This window comes from Candidatus Acidianus copahuensis, assembly GCF_000632495.1.
In the GTDB taxonomy this organism is placed as follows: domain Archaea; phylum Thermoproteota; class Thermoprotei_A; order Sulfolobales; family Sulfolobaceae; genus Acidianus; species Acidianus copahuensis.
Genome location: NZ_JFZT01000052.1, coordinates 21,692 through 41,644, shown reverse-complemented (window position 1 = coordinate 41,644; position 19,953 = coordinate 21,692). Strand labels below are relative to the sequence as shown.

At 33.9% G+C, this 19,953-nt stretch carries 15 protein-coding genes and 1 pseudogene; 5 read left to right on the top strand and 11 right to left on the bottom strand.

The window, feature by feature from the left end; genetic code table 11:
* Positions 1 to 377 precede the first annotated feature (377 nt).
* The gene (locus tag CM19_RS10175) at positions 378 to 2,630 is read right to left on the bottom strand and encodes a heavy metal translocating P-type ATPase (RefSeq protein ID WP_048100336.1); all 2,253 of its coding nucleotides are present in this window, start codon (positions 2,628 to 2,630) and stop codon (positions 378 to 380) included.
* Positions 2,623 to 2,781 carry a YHS domain-containing protein gene (locus CM19_RS12810; RefSeq protein ID WP_081801267.1) on the bottom strand — a complete coding sequence of 53 codons (159 nt, stop codon included), beginning with the start codon at positions 2,779 to 2,781 and terminating at the stop codon, positions 2,623 to 2,625. The genes CM19_RS10175 and CM19_RS12810 overlap by 8 nt, the downstream gene beginning before the upstream one ends.
* A gap of 99 nt (positions 2,782 to 2,880) precedes the next feature.
* On the opposite strand from CM19_RS12810, the gene CM19_RS10170 reads away from it, so the two are divergent.
* The gene (locus CM19_RS10170) at positions 2,881 to 3,387 is read left to right on the top strand and encodes a TRASH domain-containing protein (protein ID WP_048100335.1); all 507 of its coding nucleotides are present in this window, start codon (positions 2,881 to 2,883) and stop codon (positions 3,385 to 3,387) included.
* Here CM19_RS10170 and CM19_RS10165 read toward each other — a convergent pair.
* The 8 genes and pseudogenes from CM19_RS10165 to CM19_RS10130 form a co-directional block, all read right to left on the bottom strand.
* Positions 3,380 to 5,044, bottom strand: a complete 1,665-nt coding sequence (locus CM19_RS10165; RefSeq protein WP_048100334.1) for an ABC transporter permease — start codon at positions 5,042 to 5,044, stop codon at positions 3,380 to 3,382. The two genes, CM19_RS10170 and CM19_RS10165, sit on opposite strands and share 8 nt — an antisense overlap.
* Positions 5,041 to 5,985 carry an ABC transporter ATP-binding protein gene (locus tag CM19_RS10160; protein ID WP_048100333.1) on the bottom strand — a complete coding sequence of 315 codons (945 nt, stop codon included), beginning with the start codon at positions 5,983 to 5,985 and terminating at the stop codon, positions 5,041 to 5,043. The genes CM19_RS10165 and CM19_RS10160 overlap by 4 nt, the downstream gene beginning before the upstream one ends.
* Before the next feature lie 4 nt (positions 5,986 to 5,989).
* A pseudogene (locus CM19_RS10155) lies at positions 5,990 to 7,382 on the bottom strand (ABC transporter substrate-binding protein).
* A gap of 743 nt (positions 7,383 to 8,125) precedes the next feature.
* Entirely contained in the window at positions 8,126 to 8,506 is a 381-nt protein-coding gene (locus tag CM19_RS10150) for a GNAT family N-acetyltransferase (protein ID WP_048100332.1), read from the bottom strand.
* A gap of 269 nt (positions 8,507 to 8,775) precedes the next feature.
* Positions 8,776 to 9,879 carry an MFS transporter gene (locus tag CM19_RS10145; RefSeq protein WP_048100331.1) on the bottom strand — a complete coding sequence of 368 codons (1,104 nt, stop codon included), beginning with the start codon at positions 9,877 to 9,879 and terminating at the stop codon, positions 8,776 to 8,778.
* Positions 9,880 to 10,099: 220 nt separating this feature from the next.
* On the bottom strand, positions 10,100 to 11,056 hold the full coding sequence (locus CM19_RS12610) for a DUF973 family protein (RefSeq protein ID WP_052349525.1): 957 nt from the start codon (positions 11,054 to 11,056) through the stop codon (positions 10,100 to 10,102).
* A gap of 817 nt (positions 11,057 to 11,873) precedes the next feature.
* Positions 11,874 to 13,340 (bottom strand): M61 family metallopeptidase, encoded by a 1,467-nt coding sequence (locus tag CM19_RS10135; protein WP_048100330.1) that lies wholly within the window; start codon positions 13,338 to 13,340, stop codon positions 11,874 to 11,876.
* A gap of 18 nt (positions 13,341 to 13,358) precedes the next feature.
* Positions 13,359 to 14,405 carry an MFS transporter gene (locus tag CM19_RS10130; protein ID WP_048100341.1) on the bottom strand — a complete coding sequence of 349 codons (1,047 nt, stop codon included), beginning with the start codon at positions 14,403 to 14,405 and terminating at the stop codon, positions 13,359 to 13,361.
* A gap of 953 nt (positions 14,406 to 15,358) precedes the next feature.
* Here CM19_RS10130 and CM19_RS10125 point away from each other — a divergent pair.
* The 3 genes from CM19_RS10125 to doxA all read left to right on the top strand — a co-directional run bounded on the left by CM19_RS10125 (position 15,359) and on the right by doxA (position 17,736).
* Positions 15,359 to 16,561: an MFS transporter gene (locus tag CM19_RS10125; RefSeq protein ID WP_048100329.1), complete on the top strand. Its 1,203-nt coding sequence runs from the start codon at positions 15,359 to 15,361 to the stop codon at positions 16,559 to 16,561.
* Positions 16,562 to 16,678: 117 nt separating this feature from the next.
* Entirely contained in the window at positions 16,679 to 17,230 is a 552-nt protein-coding gene (doxD, locus tag CM19_RS10120) for a thiosulfate:quinone oxidoreductase large subunit (RefSeq protein WP_048100328.1), read from the top strand.
* A 5-nt stretch (positions 17,231 to 17,235) separates the two neighbouring features.
* Positions 17,236 to 17,736, top strand: coding sequence for a thiosulfate:quinone oxidoreductase small subunit (gene doxA / locus CM19_RS10115; protein ID WP_048100340.1), 501 nt, complete (start codon positions 17,236 to 17,238; stop codon positions 17,734 to 17,736).
* An 8-nt stretch (positions 17,737 to 17,744) separates the two neighbouring features.
* On the opposite strand, the gene CM19_RS10110 is transcribed toward doxA, so the two are convergent.
* The gene (locus CM19_RS10110) at positions 17,745 to 18,851 is read right to left on the bottom strand and encodes an MFS transporter (protein ID WP_052349527.1); all 1,107 of its coding nucleotides are present in this window, start codon (positions 18,849 to 18,851) and stop codon (positions 17,745 to 17,747) included.
* Between the two features lie 163 nt (positions 18,852 to 19,014).
* Here CM19_RS10110 and CM19_RS10105 point away from each other — a divergent pair, with 163 nt between their 5' ends.
* Positions 19,015 to 19,743, top strand: a complete 729-nt coding sequence (locus CM19_RS10105; protein ID WP_048100326.1) for an ATP-binding protein — start codon at positions 19,015 to 19,017, stop codon at positions 19,741 to 19,743.
* Positions 19,744 to 19,953 lie beyond the last annotated feature (210 nt).

The following is a 19,953-nucleotide window of genomic DNA, read 5'->3' as shown; positions in this document are numbered from 1 at the left end:
ATAAAGAATATATAAGTGAAGAAACTGATGTCACGTCCTAATAAGATACTATATCTTCATTTACATGAAGTTGGTTTTTACGAAATAATAAAGATATATTCAAATGATAGATGGAAAAATATGAGAGTTCAGACCAGTTAGTCCAACACATACCTTAAGGACGTATCGACATTATGGTTACATGAAAAGAAAATGCTTTTGCGGAGTATTTTTCTCTTCGAAAAGTTGATTACAGTGTTAGTCACGACTTCTAGGCTCACTTAACATCTCCTCTTGCACTAGTCTGTAACTAACCCAAAGATATTCTGGAGTTGACACTACATACCTTAACTAGGATTTGCTATGAAGCAGGAAGCTCAACAGAAAGGTTAAGTAGCTTACCGCAGCATCGACCATAATACAACTGACACACTATTCATACTCATTGCCAAAGCTGCATATTGAGGTGGAAGGAGAAAGGGATATAGTATACCAGCAGCTATTGGAACTAAGACTGAGTTGTATCCAAAGGCCCATACCAGGTTTTCCTTAATTTTCCTTATTGCCCTCCCTGATCCCCAAAATAGCATGTCAATATTACATAATGATGGAATAATTATATCTCCGGCATATTTTGCTATATCGCTTCCTGAAGATATGGCGATACCTACATCTGCCTCCTTTAGCGGTAAAGCGTCGTTTACTCCATCACCAATAAAAGCGACTCCTCCCTCTTTTTTAAGCTCCTTAACTAGTTCCGCTTTTTCTTCGGGGGATAAGCCCTTATAGACTTTGATACCTAGTTTATTTCCAACTAACTCTGCTGAAGAACTTGAGTCTCCAGTTGCCATTATTAACGTATATCTTGATTTTAGGCTTTTTATCGCCTTCTCTACACAACCCTGAATTTCATCTTCCAAAAATACGGAAGCCTTGATTTCTCCATCAATACAAACTAGTACATCCCCATTACCTTCTCCCTCACAATTCCTAACAACAAAGGAAGGTTTTCCAACAATAACAGAATGACCATCAACTTTTCCATAGACCCCTTCTCCAGGAAATTCTTCGAAATCCTCTACTTTTTCCGTTCCATTCCCAAGGGAAGTCAATGCTTTAGCTACAGGATGCGAACTATTTTTCTCTAACGAACTAACTAGATTTCCGATAAAACTATTTCCTGTCCACTTCTTGACTTTAAATTCCCCTGTAGTAATTGTACCGGTCTTATCTAGAATGATTGTCTTTATTTCCTGTAATCTCTCTAAGCTTTCACCGTTTCTAATAATTATGCCTTTTTTTGCTAACTTATTAACAGTTGTTAGTACAGCCAACGGTGTTGCAAGACCTAATGGGCAAGGGCATGCTGAGGCTAAGACTGCTACAGAGATTAGAATTGACAAGTTTAAAGGAAATCCAAGAATAAAATGCCAAATAAAAAACGATAATACAGATATTATTATTATAACTGGGACAAATATTGAGGCTACTCTATCCACTAAGGATTGTATGGGTAACTTAGTTCCTTGAGATTCCCTTATTGCTTGAACAACTTGGGCCATATAGGTTCTTTCCCCAGACCTAGTTACGTATATCTTCAGGAAACCATTAATGAGAACTGTTCCTCCTATTACAGGTTTCCCTTTTGTTTTCAAAGTAGGTTTGCTTTCCCCAGTGAATATAGCTTCATTAACGTCACCTTTCCCTTCCTCAACAATCCCATCAGCAGGGATAATTTCTCCAGACTTTACTAAAACTATATCACCTACTTTTAGACTGGAAGAACTTACAATCTCTTCTCTATTTCCTTTGATAAGCCTTGCGTTAACAGAATAGAGCCCTATGACAGAATTAGTAACTCTTGCCTTAACATATGCTTCTAGTGTTTTTCCTATTAAAATAAATAAAATTAGAAGAGATGATGCATCAAAGAATACGGCCGAATTAGTTAAAACACCATAAACACTGTAGAACCAAGCTACATTTGAAGCTAATGAAACTAGAGTGTCCATGTTAGTTGTCTTGTTTTTTAAGGCCCTATAAGCACCCTTATGAAATCTAAGCCCAGAATAAAACTGGACAGGAAAAGATGTAAAGATAGCAAAGAACGGAAAACCTAAGTATTGAAGGATAAGAGTTGGAACTGTAAATAAAACTGCTATTATAAGGCTTATAATGTAACTCTTTAGTTCCTTTTTTGACGCTTCGATTTCTGGAAGATCCGCTTTTTCTATAGATGCTTTGGCATAATATCCTCTTTTCCTAAGTTCTTGCTCTAAATCCTTTGCAGAAATGCTCACTGGATTTATTTCTACTGAAGCAAGATTCGTTGAAACAGAAGCACTTATTACACCAGGCATGCTTTCTATTAATTCTCTAATCTTCGATATCTCCTCCGGGTTTACAGAAACTGATATAAACACCTTTTGAGTCAATACATCGTAGCCTGATTTCCTGACAGCATTAATTATATCTTTGAGTTTCGCGTTGTCTAGCTCGACTCTAGCCTGACCTGTAGCTAAGTTTACTCTTACATCATTTACACCTTTAACCGAGGATATTGCTTTTGATACTGTTGTCTCACATGTTGCACAGTGCATCCCAATAACTTTTAGCTCTTCTTGTCTCTTTATTCTAAGTTTCTCACTCATGAGGCATACCCTTGGGCCCTTCCCTCAGATATTTTTCTGGATTTGATTCAAATGCTCTTTTACATCCTGTACTGCAGAAATGGTAAACTTTTCCCTTATACAACGTCTTTATTTCTTCTTTGCCTTCCATTCCACAAACAGGGCATTTCATAATTATTGTTCAGATCAAACTATATTATAACTTACCTTAACAATGTAATTTTTGACCTTAAAAGTAAACGTTTTAACTTTCAGAATGTAAATTTTTAATGTGGAATCTAGATCAAGTGTTTCAAAAATAAATAATTTGGAGTATGAAGTTCTCCAACTACTTAAGGAGGATTCAAGACTTTCAGCGAGCGAAATAAGCGAAAAACTAGGAGTTAGTAGAGTTACAATATCCCGTATTATTTCATCTCTCAAAGAAAAAGGAATTAAGTTTACTGTAGAGTTCTATGAAGAAGGAGAGTTTACTGCATTTATCGTGGCTAAGACTTGTTTCTCAAGCGAGTGTTATAACCTGATCGAAGGAGGTTACATGAATATTGTTAGGTCTAATAATCTAGAAGAAATCCATAAATCTCTTAGTAATGTACAAAAGGATTCGGTCTTTGTTTCCTATGGGAAGAAAGGACTTAAGATTTCACCTAAATTGGTCTGCGATTACTGTGGAGGAGAAATTAATGAAAAACCCATTAAATTAAAAATAGGTAATAAGATATATTATGCATGTTGCAATACATGTTATACTTTATTGAAAAAGAAAAAATCTAAATGAACTTTATTCCACCTTCAGCAGAACCCTTTAATATCCTGTCTATGGCAAAAACTGTAACTATCATTACGGGTAATGCTGCAACTAAAGCCGATGAAGCAAGAATACCCCAGTTCACGCTCTCGTCACCCAACGCCAGTAAAGCAAATATAGTTACTGTCTCAGAACCTTGAGGAGGGAAAGAGAAGTTATAAGGGGAACTAGAAAATATTAGAGGATAAAATAGCATATGCCAACTAAATATAAATGATAACAAGAAGACAGAAAAAGTGGAAGATTTAGATAAAGGTATGACTATTCTCCACATCTTTCTCTTTATTGAAAAAACTTCTGCTGCGTCATTATATCCCCTAGGAAAATCAATGAAGAAGTTGTAAAATACCCACACGCCAAACGTAGCAGTAAATATAGGAAATGATAGAATTAAGGATAGCCAATTATTTAGTAACCCAGAGTGTTCAAACATCAGAAAAAGTGGAATAACATATGACGTACTAGGCAAGGAATATATGTAAATAGATAACGGTAAGATCCATCTCCACGTGCCTTGTGCAGTCTCATATCCTGCAGGAAGAGATAGAAAAACCGTAAAAGTTGAAGCTAATATGGCTACTACTATACTAGTAACTAAATATGGGATAGCAGAAATGAAAGAGGATATTAGGTAATGGTCATCTAATGATACTGGAAGAAGAACTGGAGGGGATCTAAAGTCTAATGATGCGCTCCTTAAACTCACTAGGAACATCCAGTAAACAGGAAATACAAGAAAAAATATCAAGAACGATGATATTACATAAATTAAACTCTTAAATACTTTATCTGGAATATTTAGCTTTAAAGATGGTAAAAGCTTAACTTTATTGGTTTTTCTAACTAGAAGGAAGAGTAGTGCTATCGCTGGTATAGTGGATATAGCCCCCAAAATTATGCTAGCAAACGCTCCTCCTGGGAAATTTCCATAATCAAACATCTCATCAAAAACTAATAACGGAAGAGTAGTGCTAGAGAAACCAGGTCCTCCACTAGTTAAAACATAAGGAAGGTCAAAATTGCCCATAGCTAATACAAATTCCAATAAGAAGGAAAGCCAGAACGCTTTTCCAAGAAAAGGTAAAGCGATCTCACCATAGAACTTTGACAGCGGCATATTATCAATAGCTGAGACCTCTCTCATCTCTTTTGGTATACCTCTAATTGCAGAAAGCAATATTAGAAAAGCCATTGGAATCGAGGACCATATGCTCACTAATGTTACACCCCATATTGAAGTTGAAGAAAAATATAGTATATCATAAGGTAAGTGTAAAAAATACGAAAACCAGCCATATTTTCCATAAAGGCTTATACCCCATATTAAGGCAGAAGAAGTAAAAGGAATCGTGTAAGGTAACATTATAAGCAAAGAGATTAGTCTTTTACCTTTATGAAGCATATCAACCATTACAGCCAATAATAAACCTAAAATAGATGAAAATAATGCAGTAAAGAATGAAAATATTAATGTATTGTAAATAACTATATCAACTGGGACTGAGGAAAACACTTGAACTATAGCCTTTGGATCGTCACCTACAATAGCAAATGTACTTACAAATGGGATTAATCCGAATATAATTATATAAACAAGATAATAGGTCGAGGACCTCAATTCTCTCATAATCTTTTAGCATTTCTTATAGTAAAGTTTATGTCTTGTCCAACCTTTAATTTCAGAGGAGAGAATCCTCTTAACTCGTTATCTTCAACTCTAATGTAAACTAAGTATCTATCTCCCCAAAATTCTACATCGTCTATAACCCCTTTTGTATCTCCTTTACCAATCTCTACATCTTCTGCTCTTACAGCTACTTTTCCCTCGATGCCAGTAATTTTTCCATCTATTACTGCCATAGGAGGGTTACCAAAAAACGTTGCGACAAATTCATTAACTGGATTACTATAAATTTCCTCTGGAGTTCCAAACTGAATTAAATCGCCTTTATCTATTATTGCAATTTTATCAGCTAAAGTCATTGCCTCTATCTGATCATGAGTTACGTAGACGGTAGTTACACTATTTTCCCTTTGTATATCCTTTATTAGTTTTCTAGCACTTATTCTTTGAGGAGCATCTAAATTAGAGAGTGGTTCATCCATAAGAAAAAGTCTTGGTCTCTTCACTAGAGCCCTCGCTAATGCTACTCTTTGTTGTTGTCCTCCAGAGAGTTCAGAAGGATATCTGCTCAGAAGGTTCAGTATACCTAGATTAGAAGAAACTTCTCTAATCAGATCCTCAGCTTCCTCTTTTCGATAAATATTCTCTATTGCCATGAAAAGATTTTCTCTTACTGTTTTGTGTGGAAAAAGCGCATAATTTTGAAAAACCATGGCAATATCTCTTCTTCCTGGAGGTAATTCAGTAACGTCATTCCCATCAATTATTACTTTTCCCTCATTCGCCTTTTCTAATCCTGAAATTATCCTTAAAAGAGTTGTCTTACCTGAACCCGAGGGACCAAGAATAACAAGAAATTCTCCTTTTTCGACATCAAGCGAAATTGAATTTAAAACCTTTATATTTCCAAAAAACTTTGTTATTTCCTTAACTTCTAATCCCATGCTCTCACTTCAGAGCTGAGATCCACTGCTGTGCAGCTTGATTTAGTACACTTGTAGCATTAGTATTTTGACCTGTTAGATATTTGAATATAGCGCTATTAAAACTAGGGATAAGTTGGGGATAAGTTTGAGGTATATTAGGAGGATTAGCATATGCTGAAGGAGGCTGAGATATATACTTCACGTAACCATTGTCTATACAGAGGAGATATTGAACTATTAGAAATCAGCTCACTAAACGCCGTCTTTGATATAGGAAACTTATTGAATTTCATAAATGCTTGTACTTGAACTTCAGGAGATACAAGGAATTTAAGGAATTCCTCTGCTAATGACACATGTAAAGAGTATTTACTAACACCTAAGAAATCTGTTCCGGTTTCAGCATATCCACCAGGTAAGGGTGCTAAAGCAGTATTATTAAGTTCACTCGAGTTTAATGATGATAATTGAGTGGTAAAAATAAAAGCACCTGGCGCATTAGGATAAAATTCTTGGAAATTACCATAACATATCTGTAATTGCGATGGATTTACTTCATAACTTATTAGGTCTTTATAGGTTTCTAACGCTTCTATTCCAGATGTAGAGTTGAAAGAAGGTAACGGGTATGTCAGCCCTGATGGTATATAACCTTCAAACATTATATTGAAACCTGGAAGTCCACCAGATAAACCATGATTTAATGATGAATTTCTAGAGTAATACCACCCATATACTGCGGGGAAAGCGTCTATTATTCCGTGAGCAACGTGATCATCTATTATAAAACCATACTTTGTGATATTATGGGATGTAAGGAAATGATCTACATCAAGAACTACTGTCCAGTTTTGCCATGTTGTTGGAGTAAAGTTTATATGATATTCATTCATAAATTCATTTAAAAGAGTAGAATTTTCAAATATATTAGTTCTATATGCTAAAAGATAAACAGCGGTTTCATAAGCTATTCCAATAGTTACATTTTGATGAGTTGTTGTATTATATATAATTCCTCCAAAAGCTTCTTGAGGACCTATTATATCTGACATATTAAATAGGGAAGAGTTAAGGCTAATCAAATAGGGAGCTACACGTTGTGCTGATGTGGAAGTAAAACCTATTATATCGTATTGAGATGAATGAGCTTCGAGCGAAGTAAGTTCCTTTTCAATATAATCGCTAAATGGGTAGGATTCTACAACGACCTTAACTCCTGGATGTTGGCTTGAGAAAAGATTTCCAGCGTATTGTATAAATTTTGCGCTCTGGCCAGAAAATGTAACAACGGTAAGTGTTACTGTTTTACTTTTATGGTGATAACTCGCTAGAAAACTCGCTAGAAATACTCCAATTGCTATTACAATTATAACCACAATAACAACTCCAACTATTTTTAATGATATTGCTTTCATAGGTTAACGTAGAAAAAGACGTTAAAAAGTCTTTACTACATAGATGATAAATTGTATATAGCTGTGTAGTTAACATGCAGGTTACCCTTAAAAAAGGCCTCATTATTTCTGACATCTAAATAAAGATACAATAATTCCTTTAGCTTTTCATTTTATCCTAAAGGGTAATGGTTAAGGAATTCCTTACAGACTACATAGATATGATTTTATAATAGCATAGACTTCGTTATGTTCCTCTATCGACGTCTATAAGAAGTTATATCATAAACATTGGGAAAAACTTTTATCATATCCCAAGAACTTAACCTTTAAGCTCATGGACTTTATAAAATGGAATTAAAAAAAAAGGAAGTCTGTAATAATGACAAGGGATCGGCATAAATACGAAGCTTCAATGAAATTCTAGACCGTTCGGTCGTTCTCACTGCTCTATCTTCTAGACTCGAACTACCCATAACTAAGGCAGAAGGTTTCTTTTGCGGATCCATTTCATTAACCCTAGTGTAGGATTATGGAGATCTTGAAGATCACAGCCTACCTCCGAGATGTGACTTCACCAAGTCCATTAAGACTGATCTCTTGCTAGTACCACGAAATTATAATGCAAAACTTACTATTTTTATAGGAGTCAACCATTCCCACTCTCATGAGTAGAATCTTACGTCGACTTAACCTCCGTAGACATAAAAGATCGAGATATCCCGCTAGCATTAAGAATTTTTTTATCTTTTTCCGTTTTATGTTTAATTTCGAGAAGTGCTCACTAAGACGCTTTCTTCCACATATTTTACCATAACAGTCAACTTTCCCCATTCATTATCATCTCGTATGAAAAGAGGCGTATAACCTTTCTTTAAGTAAAAATCTTTTGCAGTATCTAGTGCTTCTACTATAACTTTATGTTTCATTTTACTCTTAGCATAATCCTCAGCAAAACTTAAGAGTGAACTACCTATACCTCTTACGTCAACTAGTTTATTCCTTGCAAGCATATCTACTATTATGTAGTCTAATCCCTCTATAATATCAACTACTCCAGCAATCTCACCATTAACATCTATCACATACACTTCATCTCCCTGCAAGTTCCAAATATAATAGTCCTTCAAACCATACTTGTCCATCCTGATATCTCCACTAACAAAAGCTTTGGTTACATCCTCAAATTTTATCTTTCTTATCTCCCAAAGGGATTCAGCGCGATTCTATTATTCCTAGCTTGTTTTTTGAGTGGATATAATACCTTGCCTTTAACATAACTTTAAACACTTACCGAGTGTACCTTTATACAGGCGTTTAAAAAGATATCTCATAAAGTTATAACGTTGAATAAATAAAGTTTAATACATAATCTAAATCATCTTAATTTAAAGTTTATACGATATGACACTAATCAATTTAAGAAGTAAATCCCTAAGCTCGCCAATATCGCCATAGCAATTAAAACAATACCCAATGAGTCTCTTAGACTAAATGGCAACAATGTAACGAATAATGTCCCGAAACCTCCCCCTATTAACCTGCCAATCAAAAGAGCGAAGTTTGTTCCTGCTCCTCTAATTCTCTGTGGATAAAGTTCACTTAACCATACTCCAAAAAATGCGAAAAATGCTGAGAAAAAGTATACAAGAAACACACCAACAATAATAAAGGAGAATGTAAAAATAAATGATGCTATTACTGCTATACTACTGAAAACTAACGCAGCAAACCTTCTACCTTTCACGTCAGAGATATATCCAGATAAAGCGTAAGAAAACGTTGCCAAAATATCGCCTATAGCTATAATAACATCATAATTTTTAAAGTGAAGAAGTTGGAGAGTTGTAGGCATTAAGCTAAATGCTGGAATTATAAACAGGAAAGATGCAAGAGAAACTATAGACCCAATAATAGTTATTTTAATTATATCTTTTCTAAAGATTTCAGATATTTTCGACCCAGGAAATCTACTTTTTTCTTCTGGAACAAAAGGCCAAAGTAAAAACGAAAGAGCGAATATTAATCCAGGTACAAGAAAAATTAATCTAAAATTTGTAATAAATAGTGAGGTAATCGCACCTAATAGGGCACCTAGAGCATAAAATCCCTGCATTAACCCTCCGAGAAATCCCCTTAAATTCGTAAATCTTAACTCGGCTATGATTGCATAACTAATTCCGTTCTCTCCATTAACTCCAAAACCAATTAAAAACCAAAGACCGTAAAGCTCATATATATTAACTAATTTGAAATTAATAATCTCTGGAATACATATTAGGAAGAAGGAGAATAATAAAGCTTTTTTCCTACCTATCACATCTGAGAGCCGACCAAATATTAACCCGCCGATTGCTCCACCTATCCATGATAAGGTGACCGCTAGTATAATCTCTGGAATACCTGTATTAAAATAATGTGAGAGTGGATCTATAACAAAAGTTATTGAATACATTACATATGCTGATAAAAGAAATGGTATCAATACTGATACTGTCTGTAATGGTTTACTAGCCATATACAAAGTAATTTACTGCATGAATTATTATAACTTATCTTGAAATTGGATCTAATTTTATTATATCAAATATTTATTAGTTAAGATCTTTTTTCTTTATAATCTCTCAGATAACTTCTAGTGATACATTTCAAAATATAAATTTTTTATTTGAAAGCTATTAAATCTTTAACTTACTAGTTTAATATCTAGAGAAAGGGCATTTTATCTAAGTTAAAAACTAATTACCTTGATATATCACATTTGCTGATATCGTAGTTCCATCAGAAAATGTAAAAACAATTACATAGTTAGCTCCATAGGATAATGACTCACTTCCTGTAAGTTCAACAGTAATATAATTATATCCAGGATTTATTAGCTGAGGATATACTGAACTAGGCAAAACTCCTTGAGCAAGGATTTGAATAGAAGATATTTGAATAGGGCGAGGAGAGTAAATTGTTAATTGTGCTTTTCCAGCCTTTACAAATCCAACGCCAACTTGTGTAGGCTGACGTTGAAATTCTGGTGCACTATATCCAGGATTTGAATATGCTGTTTGACTAGAATAAATGCCCTGAAGAGGCGTGGAAGACGCTGAAGATATTGAATCAGCATAGGAATTTATCCACGTAAATGCCTTATATAAAGCGTAAATGAATAGAGCAGCAGGTATCCAGAAAAGGTACGAGTATCCAATATTTATACTCTCTACAACGATTTCAGCTGCTTCCGTAAATGCAGCCAAGAATAATTCTAAAGTCACAAATCCAATCATAAGTACAAATCTCTTCCAATTTTTATCAATTAATATATAAATCCCGCTGCCAGCTGCGATGGCATATGAAGGCAATTCTAACCATGAATGAGGAAGTGTCATCAAAGATAGAGCCGAAAATAAGCCTGGAATTCCTTGGCTTAATGAGATGGCGGAAAGTACTACACCGGTTGAAAAGATTGAGAAACCAAGCATAGCGATCCCAAATCCAGGAATAAATTCAGTAAGAGCTATTACAAGATTATGGGAAAATATTGATAACGCTTCAATAACGTATGGCTGTTGGACTATCTGGCTTCTTTCTGTAGAGAAGCTTTGAACCAATTTGGGATTGCTAACAGGAATTGCAGAAGCTATAAAGAAAATTGCTAACTCTGCTAGGAAAATAATGGTTATGTACTTAACATTCCTTGACATAGATAACGATTAACCTTTCCCATTAAAAATCTTCTCCATACTTTTTTAATGTATAACAGCTACTCAATTATCTAATTAAATTAATATTTTAATGATATTATTTAACTAAATAATAACTACTATAAATTTATATTAAATTTAAATCTTAATAAGAAATATCTGCATTCACCTTTAACGAAAACGTATCAACAGTTCTATCATCTTAACTTTAGATAAGGAGAGACGTTCAACAAACGCTCTACTGACATTATTACCGGTTCTTGTTAATAATATTAGACTCAACTATGAAAGCCCCCTCCAACATACAAAATCACTCCTAAACCTTCTCGTGGACATAAATAAAGACCTTTTAACTATCGTCTTAACCTCGGATTCTATTCCTCTAACATTATATGATATACTAAACAATGCTACTTCGTAATCTCATCTACAACGAAATAATCTACTTTGGGAACAGAGGATATGGGGTTTGGATTTTACGGACTTGCTATCATGTCCATAAACCCTTGGGCCTCACAACGTTCTGAGTTAACGCTCATCGTCATGATTCATTAGCTGGATAACCCAACCTACGCCACCTAAGCTGGGAGGAACCGCACATCCTTAGTACCTCTTACCTTTTTTGTCCCTCCTTCGGATCTACATACCCAGATTTGAACAAATTAATACTTTTTTAAAATATAATCATCTTAAAAAGAAAGATCGTGAAATGCATAAAAATGTCTCGATTTAAGCTAAACTGCTTTCAACGGCTTAATGATAGTCCTTATGATATTACTAAATATAATATTTTAGAGAAGAACTATTAGTGCATATTCTAGATAACTTTTGCCTCAGAGATAGCTTCAGACCTTGGAAATACCTTATCCAGCTTCACCTTAACTGAATGTCCCGGACTCTTACCTTGAAATATTTTTGTAAACTTTATCCTACCTTCCCTGATGAAATAAACATCATTTTCTTGGTCGAAATTTAACAATTTTGAACCATTAACTGATATTATCTGATCCATTGGAAAGATACCTGCAACATCAGCTGGCGATTGGTCTTCTACAAAGATTACCTTATTATCGTCTAAAGAAAATCCTATATAATCCTTGCCTTTATCTATTATTTCTACTATATTAATATCCTCTAAAGTTCTTATTATTTCATATGCGGGAGAATACACTAAATCTTCTATATCTACTCCTAGACGTCTAATTGTACTAAAAATTTGTTCTGCTGTATATTTCCTCTCTAACTTCTTGAATAGAATATCTATTCTTTCTCCTTTTCCATTTAATTCCATGTCAACATATAATGCTAAAGCGAGTCCACCGTCATAATACGAAATAGCTGAATTAAGGAAATTTGCATCTCGTTTATAGTATTTTATCCAAGTTGTCCTTGACGATTCGGCGAGACTCATTCTCTTACTTCCTGGAAATGTCAAAGTCTGTAATGAATTAGCTATTCCTTTAGCAACATCTTTAGGTTCCACTACATTTGATCTAGAAACTATTTGCCATGACATATAATCTGTGAATCCTTCTGCAAACCATAGGAGTTCACTGTAGGTCTCTGTTTCATAGTCAATATTAAGATCGGCTGGGATTAGTTGTTTTACGTTAAGTCTATGAAAATATTCATGAGCAAATATGCGCTCTATCTCCTTTGCTTCCCATGGAATAACTATGGCTGAAGAGTTCAAGTGCTCTATTCCACCATAATTTTTATCCGATCTTCTAAAGTGAAATAAGTATCTTTTACCTTTATTTTCTATGCCCATAATAGAATCAGCTATATTAACAATTTTACTTATTTTCTCAATATTAATTTCATCTATTGTAGATACTGCATGATTATCGTCTACATCTAAGAGTTTAAGATTGGGAGATGCCTCTATAGGTGAATCTGCAAATTCATTGTAATTATCAGCACAGAAAACATTTCCCTTTCTTTTAAGGGTAGTGTTTATTTTCCAGGTTATAAGTAACTCTACACAATATTCATCTGATTTATCTTGAAATGGAAATACCGCTGGAGGATTTATGAAAAGATAGTCATTAGTTGAAATTGCCTCCCTCTGATCTGGACTAGCAGCGTAGATCAAATAACTGAATTTATCTTTAACATAAAATTTGTTTTTAGAGATCCTTATACCATTAATCTCTACTATATTTCTCTCCATTTCCCTTATTACGTAAGAACCTGGAATAAAAGTAGGAAAAGTCACTATTCCTTCATTACCTTTAGCCTTAACTTCGATGTATCTGTTTTTAGGTTTTACAGTAAAGTACATATATAGAAAATATACGCATCAGCTTAAGAGTTCTATATAGTTTCTCTTCTTTAATGCCATAACTGCTAACAAGCATAAAGAAGATACTGTAAATATTGAAGCATAAACTCTAATATCGAATGAACTGATGACTGGTACTATAACTCCTCCTAAGGCTGCAGAATTCAATGCCGTTCCCATTGTTCTAGGATTAGCTCCATACATTGCTGCAATTCTTGGAGCAAGCGAATTTATTCCTAGACCAAATGCAGTAAAAACTATTAGCGCTGGAACTTGAGCAAAATAAAAGAAAAGCACACCACTCATGGATGCAATAAAAGTATAAACCATTGTAGTTCTCACTTCGCCAAGTAAACTGGATAAAGATGGAACTAAAAGATACATCGGAATTGATACAATATATCCAAAAATTAACCATTCCATTCCAGAACTCTGAACTATACTAGGTGCTAATTGTAAGACAAAGGCTGGCTCGAATGATAAAAAGAACGCTGCTATAGAGAGAATGGATGGACGAGAGGTTTTTATTTTAATTGTTTTGAAATCTTCATAACTATTTCTTATTAATACAAATGGAATTGATATTATTCCAGAAATTGCAATTAAATACCATTCTTTAAGTAAAATATAATCAAATGCACCAAATATCCAACCAAATGCCCACCCGCTCATGGTCAATGCTGTAAGCGTTCTACTTCCCTTCCTTGTGGCTGTCTCGACAGCTAGCGAAGTTGCTATTCCAAAGGCTATACCTACAGCTAATCTCACAGTTATAAGTAACATTACGTCTCTAACTGTACTTGCCAAGGATAGACTTCCCAGTAAAGCCATTGATATTGCGAATGTACTTCTAGATCCTATCAGCGATACAATTCTTTGGTACATTATAGAACCTACTACTCTTCCACCAAATGGGATTGACACAATTAAGAACGAGAGCCATTCAGGAAGACTAAACTGAGTAACTGTAAATGATGGTAAAACTAAAATAAACGTGGCTAATGCGTATGTAATTAGAGGAGCCAATGTATTAATCCATGAATTACTAACCTTTTTTATACTCATTAAGGTCATGTATAAACATTCATATGTAAATATAAGTCTTGCTTACAGTAAATTTAAACATACTAGATTAGACAGAAATAAATCATTATAAAAATTATAGATTTATGGAATTTAATAATTAAATTATAAGTAACTATTTTTAACAGGATTATTTATATATTTGGTATATTTATAGTTATAATAATAAGAAATTTCTCTAATTAACTAAATCAAACTGTATAAATCTAACTATTCTGTTATTGCAGTAAAACTCACTACTTTTGATTGGTTATTGATTCTCTAGATAAGTGAGAATCCATTATGAAAACATTAGCATTTATGAAATTCTATTAATATCAATTAGTTCATTAATAAGAGCAATATTTATTCAATAAAAATATTATAGGATATATACTCAAATAATACGTCGGATTTTTTTAAATTCCGCAAGTAATTTAAGTATTTCCCTCGATATTTTGTTATTTTCTAGGATGATTCTCCTATTAATGAAAGAACGTCTCCTTTACAGAAACGTTTTACAAAGTCCAAAAATGTAAGTCATAATGTACTATGAGACAGTTCGTTGAAACTCGGGTTTAGACCACCTAACCAGATTTAATAAATTTGGACAAATAACGTTATATTCAATCTACTAAAGCGGAAAAACCCTGCTAGGGATAAGACTATGAGGTAGCGTTTCAGAAGACACCAAATGATGTCAGAAGAAGGTAGAACTAAAATCTTTGCAGTTGTCAGACCTTGAAGCTAAATGAAATATGTAAAAGTTTTGTATAGAAGCTCATTATAAGATCTAGTATTCTTTTTATACGTCGGCTAAGGCAGATTTCTTAAGTCAGTATTATCTTATACCTCTAATAGCTCATAAATTTAGACGAACTTATCCTTTTCTTAAGAAGAGAGATTCTTAACTCGCTAGCCCAAAATTTTTTAATTTCTTCATTTTTCTAGAGCTTATGAAAGATAGAAGTACCTTCAACTTTGTTGGATCCTACCTCTCTTGGATTATGGATTCATATGACTTAGGAGCAGTAGTTATAACAGCTTCAATACTAGAAAAATTGTATTATCCTTCTCTAGGAGTTTTAGGGGCAATATTACCTGTTGTGTTTACAGTAATGTTTAGACCATTAGGTGGATTTATATTTGGTTTCCTATCAGATACAAGGGGTAGGAAAAAAGTCTTAATATTTACAGTATTGGGATACTCCTTTTCTATAGGTATAACAGCAATTCTTCCAACGTACTACCAAATCGGAATAGTAGCACCATTAATATTATCATTATTACGAATTTTCCAAGGAATATTTATAGGGGGTGATGTATCATCGAGCTTTACAATATCTATGGAAAGCGTCAATAGACATAGAGGACTTGCTAGTGGTATTATGCAATCTGGAACACTAGTAGGGTTCGTTATAGTCGATATGCTATTTACTGAACTTTCAGCAAATGGAAGTTTTCTATTTTCTTTAGGATGGAGAATAATTTATGCCGTAGGAGTTTTTCCCGCAATTTTAGCTGTGTTCATTAGATCAAAAATGACGGAACCTAAAATTTATTTAGAAGCGGAAAAGGAAAATCCTATAAGAGGACTTAAACCTGTTTTCCAGACAATCCTTGTTATGATAGGTTTTTGGATCATGATATATGCCGGACCCCAGTTTATACCAATATATCTTGGGACAGTTTTACATTTACCTGCTCATGAGTATGGTTTCCTTGCCCTTATAATGAATCTAATAGGAATACCTTCAATGATAATTTCTGGCATGATATCTGACTATATAGGGAGAAAATCAATGAGTATGTTCGGTTTACTTATAGGTGTTATTACCGCTTTAAATCTCTACACTTCATCTGGTAATCTTATCTTACCAATTTTGCTATTCGGATTTGGTATAAACCTGCCTTCTGCTATAACTCCTGCATATTTAGCAGAAAGATTTAAGACATTTAGCAGAGCTACAGGAGTAGGATTCTCCTATAATGGGGCTTTTATTGCCGCTGGCTTTTCTCAGGTTTTTATCTCATTACTTTCTTATCTCTTTCCAACCTCAACTTCAGCTTTTCTAATACTACTATCAGGAGGAATACTGGCGTTTGCTGGATTAGCTATAGGACCGGAAACGCTAAAAAGAAACGAATTGCATGCGTGATTTTCTTTTAATATTTTCTTTTATTTAAATATTATCAAAGAGAAAATGAAATAACTTTAAAAAAATTATACTTATTAAAGGAAAGATTTTATAATCTTAAAATCATAACCATAACCCATGGCAAGTACAGATAAAGAGTTTAAAGAAACAACAAAAATGACAAGAATGGAATATCTTTTTCCCGTAAGATTTGCAGTAGGCTGGATGTTTTTAGATGGCGGATTAAGGAAAGCAGTATTAAAGCCAGCAAAACTAGATCCTAATTCTCCGTCGTTTGTTGGAGGGAAACTAGTTAACTTTCTACCTCATGCTGGTCCTTTCAAGGACTTTTTATTAATGACATTAGAAAATAGAAGTTTTGATGTAACTTTTCTTACTCTCTTTAGTTATATAGAAATAATTGCTGGTCTATTCATTATTATAGGATTTCTAACAAGATTAGCCGCTTTCGCTGCCATAGGAATGTCAGTGGGTTTCGCTCCTGCATATTGGTTAGGTTCAACTTGTGAAGATGAATGGCAGATAGGAGCACTACTTACTGCAGGTGCTGTGACTATTATGTTAACTGGAGCGGGTAGAGTTTGGGGTATAGATAGCTTAATATTCAAGAAACTTGGAGATAGGCCAATCGCCAATGTACCTATACTCAAGTGGATTAAATTATGGTGAGAAAAATGGAGAGAGTTGTAATAATTGGTTTAATATTCGCAGTTTTGGTAGTTGGATTTATATTAGCTACAGGACAGTGGGCTTATGGTAATGTTGTTGGACCTCTAGTAAATCACTCTAAACTTCCACAATTAAAGATCACATACGCTAATTCCTATCCGATTTCCAACGGAACAGAAATAATCTTAAATATAACTGACTGTGACGGACCAGATGCATATCCAGCAAGTGCGCCATTAATGGAAATTAGCAACTCTACATGGCATATTTACCTTAACTCTAGTCAGATATCTAATGATACAGTAAAAATAATTCAAGCTCCATGGAATGAAAACAAAAAGGATTCTGTAAACTGGTACAGTGGCTTCATAGTAATCTTAGGAAGTGAAGCGCAATTCCAGTTGATCGTCCCAATTCATCTATCACCTGGGACTTACAAAATCACTTTATATACTCCAGCCATAAAGTTACCCAAAGAAGCTACAACTACCATAACTATAAGTTAATTTTTAGTTTATTTTTTAATATTTATTGTTAATATTACTATTATAATTACAGATATTATAGCCGAGATAAAGGCAAACATATATGCATAGGTATAACTTATGGAATATAATATGCCCATTAAAGAATTTCCTATAAAATAACCTATTCCTCTTGAAAAGGAAAGAAATCCCATATTTCTACCTATGTTTTTCCCTGTAAACTTAGAAATTATTGTTGGCTCAAAAGTCTCAGCTGCCGCTAATGATAATCCAAGAAGAAATACCAGCGGATAAAGTCCTAGAGCGCCGTAAACGAATAAAAATACAAAACCCAAACTGGCTATTCCAGAGATAGTATACCCTAAACCTAACCCGTATAGATCATTTATTCGCAAATAGCTAAAAACATAACCAAAAAGCGCTGAAGAACCTAGAAATATCCCATAAGTTAGAGCTCCAAGATAAATTTCATGAGTAGACTGAGAGACAGATATTATCGGAAATCCTGGACTATATGTACTTATGCCAAAAAAAATGGTAGCTATAAAAATTCCTAGGATCACGTTCGTCTTCTGTATTTCACTTTTAAAGGTTTTTCCTTGTTTAGTAAGGACTAACATGAGGGTACCGATGGTTATAGGAATTGCAGTAAGAGGTAAAAGAAAGTAAAAAGGAACGCGAAAATATATTGCTATAGTTAAATAGACTATTGCTAACATACCCCCAAATACATCTAGCGCATGAAGTATTCCAAAAGCTCTTTTCCTTTCGTTTTCAGAAGTGATTTGCGCAACCATGGTTCTTCTAGCAGGAGATCTTAAGTTTCTCATATACCAGCCTGAAAGAAATAGTATAATTGCTTGTATAGCATCCTTAGCAAAACCAGTAAATGATAGAAGAACTATAAATGTATTCCCAAATATCGCTACCTTTTTACTTCCCCACTTATCAGCTAATAATCCCCCCAAAAAGGAAAAAAAGAGACCTATTCCATAACTAAAGGACTCCACTATACCATAAATAAATATCGGTAAATGAAAGTAAAATACAAGAAGAATTGGGAAAGAAGCAACTACAGCTTGATATCCTAAATCGCTAAAAAAAGCAGAAAGAGCTATTTTATAGACGTCCTTCATAATCTCTAGAAAACTCCATTCCATAAAAGTCTTCTTATAACTCCAGATCAGTATTTAAGTTCAGCATTTAAGGAAGGCATTGAAATTTTAAATATTATAAATATCTATATTAAATAATATCCACTCAACCTCCTTTTAAGTAATTTACGTCGAAAATGACATCATGGACTTGGGTTTTACGCTTGATTCTAACGAAATAGCAAGGAAGTGTATTGCAATATTGGGCATACGTGGTTCTGGAAAATCAAATACCGCAAAAGTTCTTGCTTCTGAACTAATAGCTGATGGTTATCCAGTTGTTATCATAGATCCGGACGGAGAGTATGAACTTAATGCAATTACTATAGATAATTTCGATTTAGATACAGATATATTAGCTAAACAAATAATTTATGATGGAGAATCAACCATAATTGATATGAATGAATGGAATAATAAGGCGTTTAACTTTCTGTTCAATCTTTTAGATTCTTTATGGAATAAATCTAAAGTCGGAGGGAAGAGCTTTTTCATTCTTCTTGAAGAAGCGCATGAATTTATTCCTCAGAATGAAAAAACAAGGCTTAGCGAAGAAATAACTAGGATTGCACTTAGAGGAAGGAAAAGAGGAATAGGTATGATTCTAGTAAGCCAAAGATCTGCAAAGATAAACAAAGACGTACTTACTCAAAGCGAGGTTTATTTCCTTCATAAAGTAGTTCATCCTGCAGACATAAAGGTATACAGAGAAATTTTGCCATGGAAAGCTAAAGATGTAGAGTCTGTAAAATCATTAGAAGTAGGTGAGGCCTTCTTTTACGTAAATGGCACAGTAAATAAGGTAAAGGTAAAAAAATATTTAGCGCCAATAGTTCCGACAAGTTTAAATGTAGATTCGTATTCGTATTCTTGACGTCTTAATCCCACTAAAGTAGGAAGCGTCACCTTATGGATGAAATTATTAAGTAGGATTACTGAGTATGCCAAGAAATAGAGAGAAGTCTTAGTTGTCTCCATGAAGCAGTAGAGTACCGTCAAACACTGAATTTAGTGCGGAATCTAAGAATCGTAACATCCACATTAAACTAGATTTAAAGGAACGATCTCACAAAGGAAACTTCCA

Coding starts and splice junctions, on each gene's coding strand:
- CM19_RS10125 (WP_048100329.1), top strand. CDS start 15,359: ATGAAAGATAGAAGTACCTTCAACTTTGTTGGATCCTACCTCTCTTGG.
- CM19_RS10145 (WP_048100331.1), bottom strand. CDS start 9,879: ATGGCTAGTAAACCATTACAGACAGTATCAGTATTGATACCATTTCTT.
- CM19_RS10160 (WP_048100333.1), bottom strand. CDS start 5,985: ATGGGATTAGAAGTTAAGGAAATAACAAAGTTTTTTGGAAATATAAAG.
- CM19_RS12810 (WP_081801267.1), bottom strand. CDS start 2,781: ATGAAATGCCCTGTTTGTGGAATGGAAGGCAAAGAAGAAATAAAGACG.
- doxA (WP_048100340.1), top strand. CDS start 17,236: ATGGAGAGAGTTGTAATAATTGGTTTAATATTCGCAGTTTTGGTAGTT.
- CM19_RS10150 (WP_048100332.1), bottom strand. CDS start 8,506: ATGGACAAGTATGGTTTGAAGGACTATTATATTTGGAACTTGCAGGGA.
- CM19_RS10130 (WP_048100341.1), bottom strand. CDS start 14,405: ATGAGTATAAAAAAGGTTAGTAATTCATGGATTAATACATTGGCTCCT.
- CM19_RS10175 (WP_048100336.1), bottom strand. CDS start 2,630: ATGAGTGAGAAACTTAGAATAAAGAGACAAGAAGAGCTAAAAGTTATT.
- CM19_RS10110 (WP_052349527.1), bottom strand. CDS start 18,851: ATGAAGGACGTCTATAAAATAGCTCTTTCTGCTTTTTTTAGCGATTTA.
- CM19_RS12610 (WP_052349525.1), bottom strand. CDS start 11,056: ATGTCAAGGAATGTTAAGTACATAACCATTATTTTCCTAGCAGAGTTA.
- CM19_RS10165 (WP_048100334.1), bottom strand. CDS start 5,044: ATGAGAGAATTGAGGTCCTCGACCTATTATCTTGTTTATATAATTATA.
- doxD (WP_048100328.1), top strand. CDS start 16,679: ATGGCAAGTACAGATAAAGAGTTTAAAGAAACAACAAAAATGACAAGA.
- CM19_RS10105 (WP_048100326.1), top strand. CDS start 19,015: ATGGACTTGGGTTTTACGCTTGATTCTAACGAAATAGCAAGGAAGTGT.
- CM19_RS10135 (WP_048100330.1), bottom strand. CDS start 13,340: ATGTACTTTACTGTAAAACCTAAAAACAGATACATCGAAGTTAAGGCT.